This window comes from Hahella ganghwensis DSM 17046, from assembly GCF_000376785.1.
Taxonomy (GTDB): Bacteria; Pseudomonadota; Gammaproteobacteria; order Pseudomonadales; family Oleiphilaceae; genus Hahella; species Hahella ganghwensis.
Map to the genome: position 1 here is coordinate 1 of NZ_AQXX01000113.1, position 19,219 is coordinate 19,219.

The following is a 19,219-nucleotide window of genomic DNA, read 5'->3' on the forward strand; positions in this document are numbered from 1 at the left end:
AGGATCGCTGAGGTTATAAAATAGCTGCATGCAGTGGACACGAAGCATGGTGGATAACGGATACGGAGGGCGGCCGTTCTCGCCCTTGGGGTAATAGCGGGCGATCTTCTTTTCCATGCGTTTCCATGGGATCAGCTTATCCATTCGCTCCAGAAAGATTTCCCGGCGGGTCTTACGCTTCTTATTCTGGTATTCAGCTTCGGAGAAAGTCATCTGATCCATGGATAGTATTCCTGATGAGTGAAGTTGGCCGTATTATGACTGATTTGGGGAGTTATTCAGAGCCTCCCTAGTTTTAGTATTGGCTTTGCATCGTGTGTAGGTCTTGGGTCACCGTTCTTTTTTTGTAATTTTTTTCCCGGTTTATAATATTTATCAATATTTTCAGTTAGGTAGCGCAGCTCATCTTCGCTGATTGATAGTATGGACGCTAGTGAGCTGGTATTGGAAAGAGGAGGGATTTTGATTATTGGGTATCTATCCCTTTGCATTGCTCATCAAATCCATAATGTTGTTTGATAATGAGTCTATGTAAGAAGAATTCAGGTCTGTTATTTCACCATCTTGTGCAGCTAGGAATACTAATACACTTAAAGGTAAGCCGAGTGCGTTTGCAATAGACTCCACTGCACCAATACTTGGCTCTCGCTTGTTTCGTTCCAGCAAACAAAGATGGGATACAGAAATACCGGAACTTACCGATAACTGGGCTAATGTTAATTTTCTAATTTTTCGGCATTGTTTGATTGTGCCGCCTAAATTCATAAAACCACCTAAAAATTAAGGGTTCGCTATATTATCCACAAAGCAACTCAATCAGCTTCACTATACTGGGTAAGTTATTTAAAAACTTGCCTAGCAATTCCAGTGCTTTCGCATGGGACGCTTCACTATTCTCGTTAGCTTCGATAATGTGCTGGAGTTCCGCTATAGCTTTATCCAACTCACGGTTAATATTGGGTTCCGCTGTATCACGTAATGCCACCTTCATCGCCAGAAGCGTTTCAAGCAACCTCTCATAAGACTCAACATTTTTCATGTCTAATATCCTCGTAAGTAGACTGGTTTCAATCGGTGCGCAATTGCACCCGTTGTCAACACAATTGGAGACCGAAAGAAACACAGCGGAACCCGCGAACCCTTTGATATAAACCGAATTTAAACCCGTTGTTTTTACCCGTTGCTCGTCGCATGCTGGCACTCGTACTACTGCTAAGTACATAGCAGCGATACGCATTGCAGCTAACGATTGGCGCAGAAGTGCAGCGGCTTATGTGCATCCGGCAAGATGCTATTTAAACAACAATAAGCATCGACCAAACCAAAAGGCGTAGGTCAGTGTCTGGTACACCAATTTTCTGAGGATGAGTCTGTTAAAGAACGTCTGGATGATTGCATCCAGTCGCTGGTTATAATACATGAATGTTTGCTGTGAGCAAATATATTTTTGCTCACAGCAAACATTTCTAAATTGGAATGGAGATAAAACCTGAGAGCCGAGAAAACTCTTGAGACGGAGTTTCTGGCTACATTTCTTTATCGTAATTGATCATCCAGGGAATGCCAAAGCGGTCGGTGAACATGGCAAAGCGTTTTGCCCAGAAGGTTTCGCCGAGCGGCATCATGATCTCAGCCCCTTGACTCATGGCGGCGTAAATACGCTCGGCCTCTTCAATACTATCCGCCTGAATGGCGACATGCATGCCCTGGGGTTTCTGGAAATTCTCCGGAGAGACATCGGAGGCCATTAGCTTCTCCCCTCCCAGATCCAGGCAAGCATGCATGATCAAATCTTCATGCCCGGTCATATCTCCGCCGCACCCTTCGTCGCTTTGTTCACTATCCGGTTCTGGTGGAGCTTCTGCATACGCCATCATGCCGTCAATTGTGCCGTTTAAGACCTCTGCGTAAAATGTGAAGGCCTCTCTGCATTGGCCGTTAAAAATCAGATACGAATTAAGTTTCATGGATTGGTCTCCTTCCAGGATATTTGTCATGAGGCATGATTTATTTGATTCAGTCGCGTTCCTGGCAGACTGTTGAAGCAACTATCTGCTGGAATCCTTCTGGCGGAAAAAGTTTAATCCTGCCTCTCATGAGTTTGTCGATTGGGTTTTAATAATATCGACAGATAATCATTTAAAAATTGTTAAATAATTCTGGAAAGAGCATTTAGGAGCTTGTTGTCGATTCTCCCAAGGCAGATTTCTGTGGCATTTTCATTGATGAACAGAGATTCTTGACCTTTCCCCTGGGGCAACCTTCATGCTGGTATCAGTGCCAACGATTCATTCATCAACTGTTTATTCAGGATGCACAACCATGTGCCAACGTAATAAAGCACAGGAATCCAAATGCTGACCATTGGACAAGTGGCCCGGCTTTTCGGGATTTCTACTAAAACGCTTCGTCATTATGAAGCGATAGGTGTTTTTCGGCCGGTTTGTTATGGGCGTGATAACGGGTACCGCTATTACGAACAGAAACAACTGGCGACGTTGGAGAACATATTGTGGCTGAGAAGTCTGGGGGTGTCCCTGGATTCCATTAAGTCGCTCAGCAATGCCAGAAAGATTGAAAGTGCTGGCGGGATGCGTTCGATTCTGGAGGAACATGCCTGACAACTGGCCAGTGATATGGCAAACATGCAGCGGGCACTGACGGAAATCCATAGCTATTTATGGCAGCAAACCAGGGAGAATCAATCAATGCTAAAACATAAAATCATAGAACGTCCGGCTTTTACTATCGTGGGAATGGTATACCACAGCAGAGATGAAAATGACTCTATTCCTGCATTATGGGGCCGCTATTTGCCGAGGGAGTGTGAAATAGACGACGTCGTGGAAAGAGGAGTCTCCTACGGCTTGTGCCTGCCAGCAGAGGAAGGGGATTTTCGTTATGTGGCAGGCGTGGAGGTAAAGCCAGGGTCGTCGATACCTGAAGGGATGGTGTCTGTAGATATTGCGGCGCATCGTTATGTGGTCGTCACTCATACTGGCCCGGTCATGGAAATTGCCAACACATTTCGGGTCGTCAATACACAAGTGCTGCCTGATAATGGTCTGGAGCACGACGGAAAAGTCGACTTTGAACGATATGATCATCGCTTTCGAGGCCCTGATAACCCGCAATCCGAAGTGGATATTTATATATCCCTAGCCTGAGCCTTCGATATCTCTGGGATAAGATGGCGGATGGTCAGAAGATCTCGCGGTACCCTGTTTTATGAATCTCAGGTGGTTTTCCAATTGCTCCTGATTATGCTTTACCGTCAGGACCGCCATCCAGTTTGCCGTCAGCGTGATGACGGCATCACTGACAATATCGATAATATCGCCGTGGTACATGGCACCGATTCCCAGGCCCAGAACAATGGCAATCAGACTGAGAAAACCGGCGGTCTGCAACGCCAGGCCGGAGAGGTTATAAACCCAGAACAGGTAAAGTATCAGTAAAGGGATCAGCGATGCATGATTCCAGGCTCCCAGCAAGGCTATTAGACTGGCGAGAAGGCCGGTGGTGGTAATCATCACCATATCGGTGTCTGGATAGAAAGCTCTGCGCGATGCGACGGCGTATATTGATCCCACCAGAAACATCAGTGCTGCAAATACCAGGAACCAGGTAGTATCCCGATAGGCTGTATCTGTAGGTAAGGTCAGCGCCACATACCCGGTACATGAAAGCGGCATGAGCAATGTATTGCCGATAGATCCCCTGACTTTGGTGTCATACAACAGATAGCTATCGGTGCTGTTACTGGAGATCGGAGTTGTTTTTTGTGTCCGGTCCGGGTCTTGCGGGGGAAGACAGATAGTCATTGTGATACTGCTCCGTGCTCGTCCTTGTTGCGTTCGCCAAAAATATCAGGACGTAGATCGTAACGGGTAACCTTACCGCCTGTGGCTTTTTCGGTCGTTATAACGGCTTCGAGAGTGCAGGGATGTCTGCGGATGCCGTTAGCCCAGGCTCTGACTGACACTTCACTGACGCCATGTCGTTTAGCCAGCTCCCTGCGAACACGCATCCGCTCACTGCGGGTAAATGTCTGAATATATTCTGCCAGCTTCATGGAGGGGTCCTGCTCACATTTTTATCGTAGCTGATGGTACAAATAGTATCCTTGTTGCGTAGCTTAAGATACGAAATGTGTCATTGCAAGAAGTGATACAAACCGTATCATTTAGCACCATGAACATGATATGGATTGAAAGAATCCGGGAACGCATGCAGGCGACCGGAGTTACCCAGAATGACCTTGCCAGAGCCCTGGGCTGTACGCGTGGGGCTGTGGGGCATTATCTGGCGGGACGCCGCAGGCCCAGCCTGGAACAGCTGGAAGTGATGGCGCAAACGTTGTCGGTCAGCCCGGCCTGGTTGCAGTTTGATGTGGGGCCTATGGAAGTGCAGGAGGCAGCAGGCATCTACCAGACCCAGGCTCAGGCGGTGCCGGTCATCGGCGATGTATTCTCAGGTCCGGATGAGCGCGCCTTAAAGTCTCAGGGGTCTGTGACTATACCTGCCGGTTGCTACGCTCTGGTTGTAAAGGGGGCAGAATTATCGCCACGTATGTACGAAGGCGATGTGCTATTGATCAATCCTGAGCAGGAGCCTGCTCCGGGTAGCCATGTCTATATTCGCTACCATTCCGGAGAAGCCATGGTGCTGACACTGGTCAGCCAGGGAGAAAAGGAGGTGGTATTGGAACCTTTGCTTTCCAAGCAATCCCGCATGGTCAGATCTCTGGATGACATTGAAATTCTCCACAGCATCATTGGTGTCGTGTACAGAAACGGATAATTCGAAGCGTTCACATGCAAAAGAGCTCTGGGCCCGATCAGAGGCCGCAACTGCAGAGAAGTCGAATGAGCCAGTTCAACCCGGGATCCGCCCGTTGGGTTTTACGGCGCAAAACTCTGACACTGTAACGACCCATATCAAAAGGAACAGGACATTGTTCCAGGTCCGAATTTTTACACAGAACTCTGGCTGCGTGATCCGGAATGGTCGAAATACTGGGAATTTCATTCAAAAAATGCGGTAGCGAAGAAAAGTGGGTCAGGGATGTGTGCACATGGCGGGACCGCTCCAGTGCCTTCAGATGGATGTCCACTTCTCCGGATGTGCCGGAATAACTGACCCTGATGTGTGGTAGTCGTAAAAATTCCTCAAGATCCAGCGGTGCCTGGATACGCCACTTGCGTCGGTTAAATACGCATGAATAGCCGGATTCCCCCAGCAAAGTTTCATCTATCCACGGTCGTGACATCTCTCCTGCTATAACCGCCAGTTCAATTTGGCCGGACTCCAGCATTTGTTCCACGCGATGACGGTTTGTTTGACTATAGATGAGTGATATTCCGGGTGCCTGCTGCGCGACGAATTTTGACAGTGCTGGCGCGAGAGCCAACTCGAAGTCATCTGACATGCCGATAAAAAACTGTCTGTCTGACTGCTTGGGATCAAACTCGATCGCTAGTGTCATGCTCTGGTGCAGCAAAGTAATGCTTTGCTCGAGGGCCGGTTGAATGGATTCAGCTCTGGATGTGGGTTCCATCCCTCCTCGAATACGGATAAACAGGGGATCCTGGCACAGATCTCTTAACCGGGTCAGTGCGGCGCTGGTAGCTGACTGGCTGAGGGCCAGTTTATCTGCCGCTTTGCTGACACTTCGCTCCTTCCATATTGCGAGAAAAACCACCGCCAGGTTGTAGTCGATTTTTCTAATATCTATGAAATTCATAGTGTCTATCCAAAATATTTGTTTGTTAGATGATACTGTTGGTCATCACAATGTCCAGATTCAATTCATCGGAGTCGAGTCATGGCTGTAAAGCACGTTATTGCGGCATTGTTGGTCTGTGTTATCTGGGGGACCAATTTCTCTGTCATCAAGATTGGCCTGGAGGAAATGCCGCCGCTGTTTTTCTCTGCCATGAGGTTTGCTGCTGTTGCTCTGGTCGCTGTCTGGTTTTTTCCCTTTCCCCGTCACCAGATTCGTAGCTTGATCGGCGTTGGCGTCATTCTGGGAATTGCCAAGTTCTCGCTGTTGTTTGGCGGGATGAGTCTTGGTGTTGGTGCGGGTGTGTCTTCGCTGTTACTGCAGAGTCAGGTGTTCTTTACGGTGATTCTTTGTCTCGTGGTGTTAAGGGAGCAGGTGTCGCCCATTCAGTGGGGCGGTATTTTTGCAGGCGCCTGCGGATTGCTCTTGTTTGCGATGGATAACGGGGCTGCCGGCACCTGGACCGGAAGTGCCATGATATTGCTGGCCGCCATGTGCTGGGCTACTGCCAATCTGATCATGAGGCGAATGGGGAAGGTTAACCAGCTTGGCTTTATGGTATGGGTCTGCGCTATCCCCCCTCTCCCTCTGCTGCTACTGTCTTATGTATTCGAGTCACCGGACCTGCCGGCGATGTTCGGACAGATGTCGGTGTCCGGATGGGGAAGTATATTCTATGTATCCTTTATTTCGACCCTGCTGGCATATGCGCTCTGGGGAAAATTGCTGAGTCAGTATGCGGCGATCCAGGTGACGCCATTTGCTTTGCTAATACCATTGATTGGCATACTGGTATCCAGTTGGTGGCTGGGGGAAGTGCTGACAGCAACTCAATGGGTGGGAGCTCTGGTCACTGTTCTTGGGCTGGGATTGTGTGTGGTGCGATTTGGCCCGGCTTATCAACGAATATTGCGATTGTTTGGGATGAAGGTCGTTGTGCGGTCAAATCCATGATGCGCTTCTGTGATGACCTGCTTCATTCACGCAGGTCATCACAACAAGGTGGTTTCTCAGGACCTTAAACCACAACCCAGTCTATAGGCAGTACCAACACCAAAAAGCAGGAAGAGCATATCTATAAGTCCGAAGTCTTCCTGCATGAGATCCCAAGTGGAAAGGTCTTTTATTTCCTGCTCAAAACTACTCTTCACCCATTCTTCAAAGCCGGGTTGTTCCAATGCCATTTTCTGAAGTTCCGGCTCATAGTATTCTCGGAATTCGGTGATTTCCTCATAAGTGACATCTCCTGTATCCATGGACTCACTGTATCCATAATCCACCATGAATTGTCTCAGGGTCTCATCGTCATGAACTTCAGACTGGTAAAGAACGGCCGCTTCCATTATTCCATCATAGATGGGCCGGAATTCTTCTGTGTCAAACTCCCCGGCTTCCGTTAAAATCTCGAACCATTGGGATTGAAGGCTTTGGGTGGCCATGTATTTACCACCAAAAATGGCCGCAACTGCCAGGACACCACAGGCAATTCCCATATTCTGCCCCTGACCGCCAAGGGCGATGGCGGCATAGCCTATGGCGCCTCCAATCAACCAGGCGATCAGGCCGAATTCATAACCAAATGCCACGGCAATGAACTTCCACAGTAATGCGCCCAGAAGGGCCGCACCTGCCGCAGCTGCCAGTGCTTTAAGATTAAACGGTGCCGGTTCATCGGAAGTTTCATCTGCACTATCGTTGGATGTAAATGTTTTACCCGGGGCACTGTTAGTAATATTCGCACCGGGTCTGGATGGTGTTTTTAGATCGGGAGGCGGGGCAGTAGGCTCTGCAGAGGCTGCCAGAACTTTATGCAGATAGACGCCACAACCGGCACACTGCTCGGCCATTTCCTGTACCAACTGGCATTTGGGGCAGGTAACGGTGTTTGTACTTTGCTCGGGGGAGCCGGGTTTTTCCTGAGGGGCGTTCAGCTCTTCTTCCGTTGGCTCCAATGCCAACGTTAAAGGAGCTTTAACCGGTTCCGCTTTTTGTTCTTTGACTGTGACAACCAGGCCGATGCCTTCCAGCTTTTGCACATAGGCCCGGGCAGTTTCCAGGTCGAGCCCTTTCTTAAGTACACGCGGTTTATTCAACAGAGCTTTTGCTTTCTCCGGTGTGGTTTTAAACAGCTTGGCGCACGACTCGATGACGTTGTCCGGATCAAAGCCCGGGTTCATTTCCCCGCTACTCACCACTTTATAAGTTGGTGATGACTCCCCCATTGCACTCACTCCCTACATTTCTTTTCAATGAAAGGAGAATAGACGTTTTGTTACATTTTCTCCAATAACATCAGGTATTTGGCGTGAATAATGGAAGAAAGAGAGAAAAAAGGTAGATTGGTTCAAAAACCGTTCATGATCTTAAGATATTGATTCACTTTCGATGAAGAGTGGTTCTCCTGGCCTAGTTTTTCTGTAATGGACAGAACTGTCTGCAGGTCTTCCAGGGTTTGGCGATCCTTTCCAGAGAAACTTATCTCACTGCTATTGAGGTGAAAGTCCAGGGCCGCAATGATGGAAGATTCAGTAAGATCGCTTCCTTGAGCATTAGGATTATCAAGATTTTCCAGGATCTCCATTGAACTTCCAATCAGCGTTTTCAGCCCACTGTTTTCCTCATCTGCGAGCCTGTCGAACAGCGACTGCAGGGACTCCTGAAGTTCTTCAACGCTTTGGGTGGTTTGCTCAACAGGGTTGCTTGAAGCAAGGTTTCCGCTGAGCTTTTCGGCCTCTTCTGATGAGAGAAAGCCCAACTCTGTTAGCCGGGTGATAAAGGTCTGGCTGACACGAAAGCCCGAGGAGGTAATATTGAATTCCTTGTTCAATTGCGCCAGTTTTTCTGCCCGCGTGCTGATACTGGATTCAGCGTTGTTGGCATTATCCGTGGCCGCACCTGTTTGAACCGCGTCTGTGTTCGCTGTGCCTGATACTCCATTATGCCGGTTATGTAGAAGATTAAGGGTGGTATCGCTGATTGAAATCATCGTGAGTCATTCCTTTGGGGCTGTGATGTTGGCATTGGAACTACCTGGAGTTGATCACAGCAAATCACATGCCTAAATCATCAAGGTGTGAAAAAGTGAGGTAGCAGGCCCGAAAAGGCGGGAGTTAGAGTGGATGGCAGCTGTTCTGGCGGCCAGGATTTGCATCACCGCCCCTTTGCAGAGGCAGTGATTTACCGGTGCGGAGATTCAGTGATACTGGGATCAGATTGTAGTGGCCTTCTCATTACGACAACGGTGGAAATTGAACCGATTAAATGGCGAGCTTCCCCATTCATAAAACCAGGGACTATGTTCCTGGTAGACTCTCAGTCGGCACTGCAGTGTTGGAATGAGCTCTTTGTAACGGGGAATTTGAGCAGAATCCTCTCGGAGCTTTTGCAAGGCTTTGCTTTGATACTCAATAGCCTCTTTGTATCTGCCATTTGCAGCATACACTGCTGCTTGGGTATCCCAAACCATTACCAGGCTCTGTTCTTTTGCCTCAGCTTCGATTACAGGTAATAAGTCCAGCGCCCGTTGACTGTCTCGGAACTGTTCGTCGGGGTGAACAGCCAACCACCAGGCAAACATGTGGTTAGAGTCGGGGGTATTGTCCAGCTCGATAGCTCTTTCGAAAAGTCGCTTGGATGTTGCCAGACTTTTCTCAACTCCTTTTCCAAAGCTATAGGTCAATGCGAGTAGGCGCAGTGAGGACGGGTATTCTGAATAGCGGCGGCCTCTGAGTATATCCGTGGCAGAACCGTCATTCTCGGAATTATCATCCATCAGCATAATGCGGGTTTTGACTTGCGGTATATAGTAATCCAGATACTGCTGCTGACCTCTGTCCCCGGATAATGCCAAGTGATAATAGTGTTTGGCTTTATCAATATTGATAGGGATCTGGTGGTCTGTCAGGTACAGAAAGCTTGCCATAATGGCAGCCGTAGTACTTCCTTCTAAAGCCGCTTCTTCAAAAACCGGTAGAGCTTTGAATTCTCCCTCGGATTCCAGCATTTCGAGCGCTTTGCCGGTCTTGGTTGTGGTGCACCCAACAAAACCGAAACAGATGAATATCAGGATGAGCACTTTTACCGCAGGTGACATGGATTCTCCAGAGGTTTTTTATTTCTCTTAAAAGTTCGATATAAACAGGCCCGGGAATATTACCCCTGAGGGAAGAGGAGATCTACTGGTAGGTGATTAACTGTAAATTTTTAGAACGGTTAGCCTCGATTCGGTAAATCAACGAGTCATTTTTTTCACAAAGACCACCACAAACAGGGCCAGGGTAAAGCTGCCGATAAAGGCTTCCAGGGCTGCAAACCCTCTGGCGATGCCAATAGGAGCCAAATCCCCGTAACCTAACGTCGTGAAAGTGACTACGCTGAAATAGAGGCTGCTGAAAAAAGCCTGAATGTTATCCGTCAGTGGCAGGCCTGCCTCGAATCCTAGTGATTCGCCACTGAACGAAAGGCCCGCAAAAAAATACAGAGTGGCAAAGGTCAGAATGACCAAAAGAGAGAATACGATCACTCTAAAGGTTGTTCCCCATACCCACAGAACAGATCCACCGTTTTGGAAATAATGCGTTTAAACGAAAATAGAGGGAGTTGCATGCGGCGCATGATCATCTCTCTTTGGAAAAAGCGACCGGCATTTTCAAACAGCCCCTGATCTTCACAGACCTTGCGCAGATGTCGGTATATTTCCTCCGCCTGTTGATAAAGGTCCAGCATCTGTTCCCGGGATGTTGCTTTTCTTGCCTGGGATTCCTGCAGAATTTCCTCTCCCCAGTTCACCTGTTCAATTTTGGCGTTCTTGAATTTGGTACCCAGAAGGTTGCAGCCTTCAAGGTTGGCATAGTGCAGGTTGGCATTCTCCAGATCTGCTTTCATGAGGGAGCTGCCGGAAAAATCCAGCATAAAGCAATGGGCATTCTTCAGATTGGCGCGATATAGATCAGCGTGAAGTAACTTGTATCCGTCTTTGGCATTGGCTTTTACAAGGTTGACGCCTTCCAGGTTGCTACGGCTGAGATTGAACCTTTCCATAGGGGCGCCTGTTCGGGCTCTTTGCTCCAGTGCGTGGCACAGGTTGGCCATTGTGCGGCAATCTCCGGATTGCCACATTGCTTCACTTATCACCATTTCGTCTGAATCGCTGTCGTCTGACAAGATGAACCCCCATGCCCTTTGCATACAGAGCAGTTTCCCCGTATTGAGAATAGTTCATCTTTTACTTGTGGGATAAATCACTTGGCAGGGAGGCGAAGATCTCTATTCTTAGAAAGTGGTGTGGAGAGTCGTGGAAATGAAGTTAAAGAGGGGAACTTTTCCCAGTCTTTGATAGTCATAGTGAGGTGGAAGCTGTGAAGAATTGTCAGGTGATTTCGTCTTACTGAAGGTTCTTCACAGTCTACACTGGCGGTTTTCCCCTTCGCGCTTTCCTTTGCTAAGTCTTCCCGTATAGCGCAATCCCGGCTTAAGCCGGGATTCTTTTAAACAGCATCTTCATTCTGCGTCAGATTATTAATTTTCCAGAATGTCGATGATCTCCAGAGTTTTCTCAATCAAAATGATGGTCTTGTCAGCGGTTTCAATGGTGACAGTGCCGGCATTCCCGTCTCTGTGAACAACTTCACATTGATCATAGACATCGTGATCCAGAGTTTCGCCCTTCTGCAGTTTCTTTTGCCATCCAGGAGGAAGGGTTTTGCCACGGGACTGCTGCTTTTCCAAGCCGGGAGGTAAGGATTTCTCATCCTGCTTATCGCCTTTGGCGAAGGTCACACCCGGTGATAGAAAAAGGCAGATGGTGATTATCAGAAAAGGGCTGAATATTTTTTTCATCTAAAACTCTTGAAAATAATTTAATGGGAATATTATCCCAAATATATCGGTGTGGGAGTCAAAATGAAACCACCATTGTGTAGTAAAAAGTATACAAGACAGCTGTCGTGTCGCTAGTTCTGAAGACATGAGATCTGAGGACAAAAAAGCTCTCTGATAACGCGGACAATCAGGCCCCTGATCCTATCGATTGGTATTGCTGCTCTTTAAGCCCAGGAGACGCCTTTTGGTAGGCTGTAATCGCTATACTCAACATGGATAACTTTTCTGCTGCTGGGATGGCTGGCTTTACTCGAGGCGTGTAGCAAATGTGGACGCATGACGAGTATTGAGCCCGCAGAGGCATGACATGTCACGGGTTGACACTGCTGACGCTGAATGTCGATTTCATGCTGTGTCAGGACGCCTAAACGGTGGCTGCCAGGTATGACTTTAAGGCAGCCGGTTGATTCATCTGCAGGGTCTAAATGAATTCGTAGGGTGACCATGCGATCCAGAGCCGCTACCGGTGCCTGAACGTGATGCACACCGTCTTTTATACTCCATGGCCCCCAACCATCCTGCTCAAAGGGCGCGGATACGGCAACGGTCTTGTCCTGATGCCAACTGACCAACCAATTGTTTTCTGGTGTTTTGTCAAACAAAATAGTGCGCACGACAGACGGCTGTCCGGTTAGATATTGATTCGCAAGCTGAATAATATGGGAAGAGTTAATCAGAGCGTTAAGAGTGGGAAAATGTTTTTCGGCATTTCGGATACCCCCTCTACAGGGGGCAATGAACTTCTCCGATATGTCTTTCTTTATAGCAACGATAGATTGCTCTGGAATGCAGTCTTTCAGGCTTTCAAAGCCATCTTCATTAAAGGGCACAGCATTGGATCTCTTTGAGAGGGGCTGCTAATCATTATTCTCAAGCAGACTTTGGTAGACGTTGAGGTCTTTGACAGAGAAACAGCAGAATATTATCTCGTGAAATTGTTCGTTCCCAGACAGAAAATCATGAACTGTATCAACGGCGATTTTTGCTGCCATTTCAATAGGGTAGCCATATATCCCAGTGCTGATAGAGGGAAACGCAATACTTCGTACATTGACGCTGGCAGCTATTTCCAGTGATCGTCTGTAGCAGGAAGCCAATAACTCGGGTTCACCAATCGTGCCGCCGCGCCAAACAGGACCTACAGTGTGAATAATATACTCTGCCGGTAGCTGATAACCTTTGGTGAGCTTTGCGTCGCCGGTTTTGCAGCCTCCCAGCAAACGACATTCATGAACAAGTTCCGGGCCTGCTGCTCTATGAATGGCACCATCTACGCCTCCTCCTCCCAAAAGCGAAGAGTTTGCAGCATTAACGATTGCCTCAATTTCTAATTTGGTGATGTCACTTTGCTGGGTGTGAACCAGAGCTGCCATTGTTCTGAACCTGTATTTGGCTAAAAATCAAAGATCCCAGGATTATGTTGCTTCCAAATACTCAGTTCAACTTCCCTTGGCAGAGTTCCATCAATGCTGTATTCCGGGTGGCTGACCCAATCTACACAGGTCGCCACCATGGTTTCAATGCTGTAGAAATGAACCTCTACGCCTTCATGAACAGAGATGACAGGACGAGGCAGTGAGCTGTCAAAAGCGTGTTTCCCGGTAGGTATGACATACCAGGCCCCGTTGAAGGCGGCAATGGGGAAGGAGGCGTTTAAGAGATCATGGTTCTCCGCGATCTGGCCATAGGAGGCCATCATGCTTTTATATTCCTGTTCTGCCCGGGCCAGGCTGGTAAATGTGTTATCGCGAAACCAAAACGGGTAATCCTCCTCCCAGGCTTCATTTTCCTGTCCGCCACGCCATTGATAGAGAGATATGATCTCTGGGCTTAAGTTGCCGGGAAACCAATGGCATTGTTCCCTGATTTCAGCATCAGTGAGTGGGGGCAACAATGTCTCGCTGACCCAGAAACCTTTGCTTTCGTAAGCAGCGAGCAGACGCTCAAGCAGTAGATGAAGATGGTCTGCAGAAAACGGAGGAACCGTGATGCCGAGGGCTGGTTTGGATGTCTTTTCATCAGAGCATCCTCCCAGGACTCCCAATCCGGTTATTGCCGCGGCACTACGGAGAAGCATACGGCGACTAATGGATAAATTCATCAGCGCCTCTCTTGCTCATTGGCAATTGGCTTCCCAGGAATCCAGTTGTTCTGAAAGGAAAGTCACCAGTGCCTCCTTCAGGTAGAGATTCTGTTCGGTCGTGTCGATTTTGACATGGTAACCGGCTACTGACACGGAGGTATTACAAGAGGAACTATTCCCACCGAACAAACTGCAACTACCAAGGTGAAAATCAGCAAGCCTCTCGGGGACAGAGGCGGATTGTCCCGGTTCGATACTTAACAATTCCCAGAAAAGTTGCTCAGGTGGAGCCTCAGTGCTGACCCGATAAGACTCCCTGTCCTCATTATAGGAAACATGAGCACCAGCGAACTCGCCCTGTAGCTTAAGAATATCCACATAGCTGCCAGGTGATAGCAGTGCATTAAGTTTGTCCTGGCTGACATAAGTAAATTTGGCAAACAGGAAAGACTCATATCCCGCATCCTCCGTCTCGTACTCTGATAACTGCGACGACACGGTTCCACTGTCGAAGGTGGCCATGAATGACTGGCCAAGAGATTTGTCTTCCGCATCGGCAGTGGCTTTATGGTTGGAGGTGATCTCGATTGTTTCTGGAACACAAAATGTGCGATCACCCAGAGAAACGGTTGTTTCCTGTGAATGAGTACAGGCGCTGAAAGTCAGCATGAAAACTGGCAAGGTATATAACTGTTTAGGTGTCATTCCTGATCCACAGATAAATTAATTGTCTACCGACCCTAGGGTGAAACCGAGCTGCCGATGCCTGTGCCGAGAAAATCGCACGAGTGACACCAGATCATCCTGTATAGGTCAGGAGGCAGGTTAAACAGTGTGCCCCCAAAAAGCCAGGAACCATCTGTAGATAGCAGGCCGGAGCCCACACCGTGTTTCTTGAAAACAATATGATGATACTCAGCCACTTGTTCCGGACTTAACACACCGGGGACATTTCCAATGCAGTTTCTCAGGTCGTAGGTCACGGCTTTGGCGTGCTCAATCATCAGATCCACACCCAACTGATTAAGCTTGCGAGGATCACCTTTGAAGGTTGTCAGCCAGTTGGCAACTCTTCCATTGATGCCGGAATCTTCAAGGATAGGAATCGCAACTTCTGCGATGGGATCACCAACCGAACGTCTGGAATACCAGAAACTTTTTCTGTCACCGGCTTTAATGAATTCTTTCTGTTGGGCGGTAATGGTCTGGTCGCCATAGCGGTGTAAATTGGCGTTTTGCTGTGTGAGTGCAATGGCTCCGCTGGAATCCAGGTAATATTCGACGATGCTGCTCATTCGTTGCAGCTCACCGGAATCGATTTTGGCTTTTTGGCACGCGTAGATAAAGTCTGTCATGGAGTGCTCCCTCGTCCCTTCGCTGATTGTGATCAGTCTGGTTTTCCGAAAAATGTGCTTAACAAAGGATAAGCGATAACCTGACGCGAAACCCGTCAAAAACTTTTATAAAGTAGTGAAAAGCTATCTCTGCATGGCAGAGATAGCTTGTTAATTTCACATTGTTGCGATTAGACACATTCCACCTGGGGCTGAAAAATCACTTCGGGTTCTGTACTGATTGCTCTTCGCCTGACGTCTTCAAATCCATAGTCCTCCAGCAACTCGCCATTTCGGAATACGGGAGTCAAAAGGTTTTCACGCTGTTCAATGTCTTCCCGGCGAATGGTTTTAATTTCACCGTTCATTCCACGAACTACTGCGAGTCGGCCTTTCTTGGAGCGTTTTCCCTGGTCGGTTACCGGGTCTTTGTATACGTCTCTCCACAGCCCCGCCACTTTGGCTGCAGAGGCTTTCATGGCGAACTTCATCGTATCTCGGTTGATTTTCTGAAGCAGTTCGCCGCCCATTCCGAACGCTACATTATCCGCGCTCTGTTTGCGCTGTTTCATTGCCTCCAGAATAGCCTCAATGGTTTGTTGAGAGATACCGTCGCCCTGAATGACCCGAATACAGTCCGGCAGCATCCTGTAACCTTTATTGTTAACTCGATATCCAAACTTTCTCATCAGGCGCTCAAGGGTTTCGGTGACGATGGACACTGGGTCGCCACTGTCCGGACGGACGACCAGAGTACCGCCGGTTGCTTCAACCTTGGCTTTCAACTCTTCACCCCAGATATTGTCGATGGCGTTCCAGAGATCGTAAGAGTCACTCACAACTGCCACCAGTTTGCCTGGGCCACTGAACTGATCCAGCATGTTGGCGTAGGCTTCGGCTTCATTATCGCGTCCCCAACTGGTGATGGTGCTGTGCTCGGCCGCAGGGATAGAGAAGCCCGCCATGTCGGCATTGTAATAGCGTTTGGCTGCCAAAACGCCGCTGATGGTATCTGAGCCGAGGAAGTTCACCAGGTGCGCAGCACCTCCTATGGCGGCGGCTTCTTCTGTTGTAGCACCACGAGCGCCGAAATCGTGTAATTTGAATCCAACGCCTTCACTGTTGTCAGCGGTATCTTCAAGATAACGCTGAATTATCTGGCGACAGTTCCAGGAAACGGTTGCTACAGTAGTGGGATACCAGACGGCTCTTAACAGGGCCGTTTCGACATAACTGGTTAACCAGGCGCAATTCGGATCGGTATTGATGACCTGAACCATCGCATTTTTAACGGGTAAAACGGTTCCCTCAGGTATGGCTTCAATTTCGATGGGAAGGTAACCATCGTGTTGTTCTACGATGTATCTCCAACCGGCTTCGTTAAAGGGAACGCCGTGGGCCTGCAGGATAGTTTTGGCTTCCTCGATGTCGGCGTTCGTGATGGGGCGGGTCAGGTATTCCTTGATGAACATCTGTAACCCGAAAAAAACAGCGTCTTTAAACTGACCGCCGCGAGCTTCAATATAACTGGAAACCTGCGTGGTATTGGGTGGATATTGCAGGTAGTGAGATGCTTTGTAGGAATCGACGTTTAAAATGATATTGCGGTTTGTGCTTGTCATGACGGAAATCCTCCTGTCATTTGATTGTTGGGGAGAGGGTCTATCCCTCTCCGTTTCTGCTCACGGTTAAAGCAGTTGTTAAACTGATCCAGACATTTCCTGGATAATAAAGTAGTGATCTTCAAATATTTGGTTCGGGTCCAGATCTGCCAGAGGAACCCAGCGGGCGTGCCGTGCGTCGTCTCCGCCTTTGACTCTGGGAAGTTCCTTGTTGGGTTCCAGTTCTATATAAAAAGCATGAGTGATTGTGCGTCCTCGTGCTGAACGATGAGGGTCATCGAACACCCTTTGTCCCTTAATAGAGCCCTTGAGTACTGGCGCTGGTACCTTCAGGCGGGTTTCCTCCCGCAGTTCTCTCAGGCAGGCGTCTACCAGTTTTTCACTCTGATCAACGAAACCTCCCGGTAATGCCAACAACCCTTTGCCTGGACGGGCTTTGCGCTCCACCATCAAGACATGGCCGCTCTGTATAACAACAGCATCCACTGTCACAAAGGTTGGAGAATAGGGGGCTGCTTGCCATGCCTGTTTGTAGTTTGCGACAAATTCATGCTCAGCTTTGACTTCAGCAAAACTCTCTGTCGTCCGAAACGATTTCAGCCACTCTCTGACGTTCTCCGGAAGATCATTTTCCAGCTCAATGTCATTCGAGCTGAAAATAGCCTCACGGATCGGAGTGGCGCTGATTCCCCGAAAGCTATCAACATTGACAGCTCCCCACTGAGGGAACAGATTCAAATAATATGAGCTGTGGTCTTTACTATGACCAATTAATCCTATTCTGGCAGGATTGTGCGGTGTGGCGTGATGTGCTGTCACCAGACCGTTGACGGTTGATTGCACATTTCTAACCCAGCACTCGTCGTTGTAAACGATGTCCATTAGTGGCGCTACATGTAAGCGATGTTGATGAGCTTCAGGCAGGGCATTTTTCATCATCGCTTCGCGTTCAGATACGGTCCAGGGATTTCTAACCGATCTTGGCTGATGGGCAGATCCGCAGAGAATAATCATTTGTTCGGCTTGTTCCAGGCCTGCTTTGATCACGGCCAGATGCCCATTGTGAAATGGCTGAAACCGTCCTATAAAGACGAGAAAATCGTATGGCTTTTTATCCATGGCAGCAAACCCCTTGCTGTAAAAAACAGAACCTGGTCTATCCTGGTTCTTGTGATGTCTGTGACCTCCCGGAATCGCTATCCCAGGGGTGAAACTTTTCCTGACTGGCGAGATGAATCCCATCCGCAAAATCAGCTTGAATAAATAGTGGCTTAAAGCCACTAATGTGTCAACCACTAATTTCAATAGTTACGACAGGGGGTAATAGGTGTTATTCAAGGCATTATTAAAATAGAAATGGTATTGGCAGGTTAATAATCTGGCACAAGAATGTGATAAAGTGGCGCTACGCCACTAAAGCCCTCTCTGAAATAATTCTTCCTGGAATGATGATTTAGCCGTTATGTCGACATATAAGACCGAAGAAGATTATCTGAAGCATTACGATCCTCGCCAGTATGAGCAGCCACTGGCCACAGTGGACATGGCCATTTTTACGATCATTGACCAGCAGCTCCAGGTTCTCCTGGTGAAGAGAGCGATGCATCCTGCTCAGGGAAAGTGGGCATTACCCGGCGGGTTTATCGATATGAAGCAAGACAAGACGCTTTCTGATACCGCTTACCGAAAGTTAAAGGAAAAAACCGGGGTGGACTCGCCCTACCTGGAACAGGTGGCGACTTTCGGTGACGCATCACGTGATCCTCGTGGCTGGTCGCTGACCGTCGCATACTTCGCGCTGATTGCCGGAGATCAGCTAGCGCTATGTGCAGATAACCGGTCGGAAGACATTTCCTGGGTGCCCCTGAGCAATGTGGATAACTTTAAACTGGCTTTTGATCACGCCCGGGTGTTGCAAGCCTGTCACGAGAGGATGAAAGCTAAGGTCCAATATACCTCTTTGCCGGTTAATCTGATGCCGGCAGAATTTACGCTGGGCGAGTTGCAGAAAACTTTTGAAATCCTTCTGGATTCTCCACTTGAAAAAAAGGCGTTCCGTCGGCGAATGTCGGACGCTGATATTCTTGAGGACACCGGTGAGTTGAAAACTGGTTCAAGTCGTCCCGCGAAACTTTACCGTGCGAAACTGCGCGGAGAAAATCATTATTTTTCCCGCCTGATGGAAGGACCTCGCTAACTTCATGAGGTCCAGTTGATCGGGGTTACTTCCTCCCGATAAGGAAGTCTCTGCTTATAAGAATTTTGAATAGCGATAGTACTTTTATGAAAAATCAATAAAAACAATAAATTGCGCTTGTTTTGTTGCCCTAATGTAACGTTGTGCGTAAGCGTGAAAAATTTGTGTTGGTTGAATTTCATACATCTTTATAAACGGAACAAGCTGATACATTTTTTATCTTAATCATTTTGTCCTTTAAAAACAGTCGTTTGTAAAGGCTGTTTTTGCCGGTGCCCAAAACTGCCTGTTTTCTGACAGCGACAACCTCTCAACTTA

At 48.2% G+C, this 19,219-nt stretch carries 25 protein-coding genes; 5 read left to right on the forward strand and 20 right to left on the reverse strand.

Annotated features, from left to right (window positions below):
- The 4 genes from F566_RS0113165 to F566_RS0113175 form a co-directional block, all read right to left on the reverse strand.
- The coding region (locus tag F566_RS0113165) for an IS5/IS1182 family transposase (protein ID WP_020405679.1) at positions 1–222 on the reverse strand (222 nt) is incomplete at its 3' end.
- A 255-nt stretch (positions 223–477) separates the two neighbouring features.
- Positions 478–765, reverse strand: coding sequence for a helix-turn-helix domain-containing protein (locus F566_RS36335; RefSeq protein WP_083921082.1), 288 nt, complete (start codon positions 763–765; stop codon positions 478–480).
- Between the two features lie 31 nt (positions 766–796).
- Positions 797–1,039 (reverse strand): hypothetical protein, encoded by a 243-nt coding sequence (locus F566_RS0113170; RefSeq protein ID WP_020407460.1) that lies wholly within the window; start codon positions 1,037–1,039, stop codon positions 797–799.
- A 487-nt stretch (positions 1,040–1,526) separates the two neighbouring features.
- Positions 1,527–1,967: a VOC family protein gene (locus F566_RS0113175; RefSeq protein WP_026179978.1), complete on the reverse strand. Its 441-nt coding sequence runs from the start codon at positions 1,965–1,967 to the stop codon at positions 1,527–1,529.
- A gap of 387 nt (positions 1,968–2,354) precedes the next feature.
- Here F566_RS0113175 and F566_RS35450 point away from each other — a divergent pair, with 387 nt between their 5' ends.
- Both F566_RS35450 and F566_RS34865 read left to right on the forward strand, forming a co-directional pair.
- On the forward strand, positions 2,355–2,621 hold the full coding sequence (locus F566_RS35450) for a MerR family transcriptional regulator (protein WP_020407462.1): 267 nt from the start codon (positions 2,355–2,357) through the stop codon (positions 2,619–2,621).
- A gap of 87 nt (positions 2,622–2,708) precedes the next feature.
- Positions 2,709–3,167: a GyrI-like domain-containing protein gene (locus F566_RS34865; protein ID WP_157496777.1), complete on the forward strand. Its 459-nt coding sequence runs from the start codon at positions 2,709–2,711 to the stop codon at positions 3,165–3,167.
- Here F566_RS34865 and F566_RS0113185 read toward each other — a convergent pair.
- A complete protein-coding gene (locus tag F566_RS0113185; protein ID WP_020407464.1) occupies positions 3,159–3,824 on the reverse strand; it encodes a hypothetical protein in 666 nt (221 codons plus the stop codon). The two genes, F566_RS34865 and F566_RS0113185, sit on opposite strands and share 9 nt — an antisense overlap.
- Positions 3,821–4,075, reverse strand: coding sequence for a transcriptional regulator (locus F566_RS0113190; protein WP_020407465.1), 255 nt, complete (start codon positions 4,073–4,075; stop codon positions 3,821–3,823). Before F566_RS0113190 ends, F566_RS0113185 begins: the two co-directional genes overlap by 4 nt.
- 77 nt (positions 4,076–4,152) lie before the next feature.
- On the opposite strand from F566_RS0113190, the gene F566_RS35455 reads away from it, so the two are divergent.
- Positions 4,153–4,803 carry a LexA family transcriptional regulator gene (locus F566_RS35455; protein ID WP_157496778.1) on the forward strand — a complete coding sequence of 217 codons (651 nt, stop codon included), beginning with the start codon at positions 4,153–4,155 and terminating at the stop codon, positions 4,801–4,803.
- A gap of 37 nt (positions 4,804–4,840) precedes the next feature.
- Here F566_RS35455 and F566_RS0113200 read toward each other — a convergent pair whose 3' ends face one another.
- Positions 4,841–5,746 (reverse strand): LysR family transcriptional regulator, encoded by a 906-nt coding sequence (locus F566_RS0113200; RefSeq protein WP_020407467.1) that lies wholly within the window; start codon positions 5,744–5,746, stop codon positions 4,841–4,843.
- 81 nt (positions 5,747–5,827) lie between these two features.
- Between F566_RS0113200 and F566_RS0113205 the strand changes: the two genes are divergently transcribed.
- Positions 5,828–6,739: an EamA family transporter gene (locus tag F566_RS0113205; protein ID WP_020407468.1), complete on the forward strand. Its 912-nt coding sequence runs from the start codon at positions 5,828–5,830 to the stop codon at positions 6,737–6,739.
- A 56-nt stretch (positions 6,740–6,795) separates the two neighbouring features.
- Here the strand turns inward: F566_RS0113205 and F566_RS0113210 are convergent, their stop codons facing one another.
- From F566_RS0113210 to F566_RS0113265, 13 genes are all read right to left on the reverse strand, one after another.
- Entirely contained in the window at positions 6,796–8,007 is a 1,212-nt protein-coding gene (locus F566_RS0113210; protein WP_020407469.1) for a hypothetical protein, read from the reverse strand.
- Between the two features lie 122 nt (positions 8,008–8,129).
- On the reverse strand, positions 8,130–8,771 hold the full coding sequence (locus F566_RS0113215; protein WP_020407470.1) for a hypothetical protein: 642 nt from the start codon (positions 8,769–8,771) through the stop codon (positions 8,130–8,132).
- A gap of 222 nt (positions 8,772–8,993) precedes the next feature.
- Positions 8,994–9,878: an SEL1-like repeat protein gene (locus F566_RS0113220; protein ID WP_020407471.1), complete on the reverse strand. Its 885-nt coding sequence runs from the start codon at positions 9,876–9,878 to the stop codon at positions 8,994–8,996.
- A gap of 138 nt (positions 9,879–10,016) precedes the next feature.
- Positions 10,017–10,307, reverse strand: a complete 291-nt coding sequence (locus F566_RS37730; RefSeq protein ID WP_020407472.1) for an ion channel — start codon at positions 10,305–10,307, stop codon at positions 10,017–10,019.
- Positions 10,304–10,948: a pentapeptide repeat-containing protein gene (locus F566_RS34870; RefSeq protein WP_245555244.1), complete on the reverse strand. Its 645-nt coding sequence runs from the start codon at positions 10,946–10,948 to the stop codon at positions 10,304–10,306. Before F566_RS34870 ends, F566_RS37730 begins: the two co-directional genes overlap by 4 nt.
- 354 nt (positions 10,949–11,302) lie before the next feature.
- Positions 11,303–11,623, reverse strand: coding sequence for a hypothetical protein (locus F566_RS0113230; protein ID WP_020407474.1), 321 nt, complete (start codon positions 11,621–11,623; stop codon positions 11,303–11,305).
- A 206-nt stretch (positions 11,624–11,829) separates the two neighbouring features.
- Positions 11,830–12,495 carry a phytanoyl-CoA dioxygenase family protein gene (locus F566_RS0113235; protein ID WP_020407475.1) on the reverse strand — a complete coding sequence of 222 codons (666 nt, stop codon included), beginning with the start codon at positions 12,493–12,495 and terminating at the stop codon, positions 11,830–11,832.
- 27 nt (positions 12,496–12,522) lie between these two features.
- Positions 12,523–13,038, reverse strand: coding sequence for an O-acetyl-ADP-ribose deacetylase (locus F566_RS0113240; protein WP_020407476.1), 516 nt, complete (start codon positions 13,036–13,038; stop codon positions 12,523–12,525).
- A 20-nt stretch (positions 13,039–13,058) separates the two neighbouring features.
- Positions 13,059–13,766, reverse strand: coding sequence for a hypothetical protein (locus F566_RS0113245; protein ID WP_020407477.1), 708 nt, complete (start codon positions 13,764–13,766; stop codon positions 13,059–13,061).
- Between the two features lie 15 nt (positions 13,767–13,781).
- The gene (locus F566_RS0113250; protein WP_020407478.1) at positions 13,782–14,453 is read right to left on the reverse strand and encodes a hypothetical protein; all 672 of its coding nucleotides are present in this window, start codon (positions 14,451–14,453) and stop codon (positions 13,782–13,784) included.
- Between the two features lie 35 nt (positions 14,454–14,488).
- Positions 14,489–15,103, reverse strand: a complete 615-nt coding sequence (locus tag F566_RS0113255) for a hypothetical protein (RefSeq protein ID WP_020407479.1) — start codon at positions 15,101–15,103, stop codon at positions 14,489–14,491.
- Positions 15,104–15,273: 170 nt separating this feature from the next.
- Positions 15,274–16,704, reverse strand: coding sequence for a nicotinate phosphoribosyltransferase (locus F566_RS0113260; protein WP_020407480.1), 1,431 nt, complete (start codon positions 16,702–16,704; stop codon positions 15,274–15,276).
- Between the two features lie 78 nt (positions 16,705–16,782).
- Positions 16,783–17,823 (reverse strand): bifunctional nicotinamide-nucleotide adenylyltransferase/Nudix hydroxylase, encoded by a 1,041-nt coding sequence (locus F566_RS0113265; protein ID WP_026179983.1) that lies wholly within the window; start codon positions 17,821–17,823, stop codon positions 16,783–16,785.
- A 343-nt stretch (positions 17,824–18,166) separates the two neighbouring features.
- Between F566_RS0113265 and F566_RS0113270 the strand changes: the two genes are divergently transcribed.
- On the forward strand, positions 18,167–18,901 hold the full coding sequence (locus F566_RS0113270; protein WP_020407483.1) for an NUDIX hydrolase: 735 nt from the start codon (positions 18,167–18,169) through the stop codon (positions 18,899–18,901).
- Positions 18,902–19,219 lie beyond the last annotated feature (318 nt).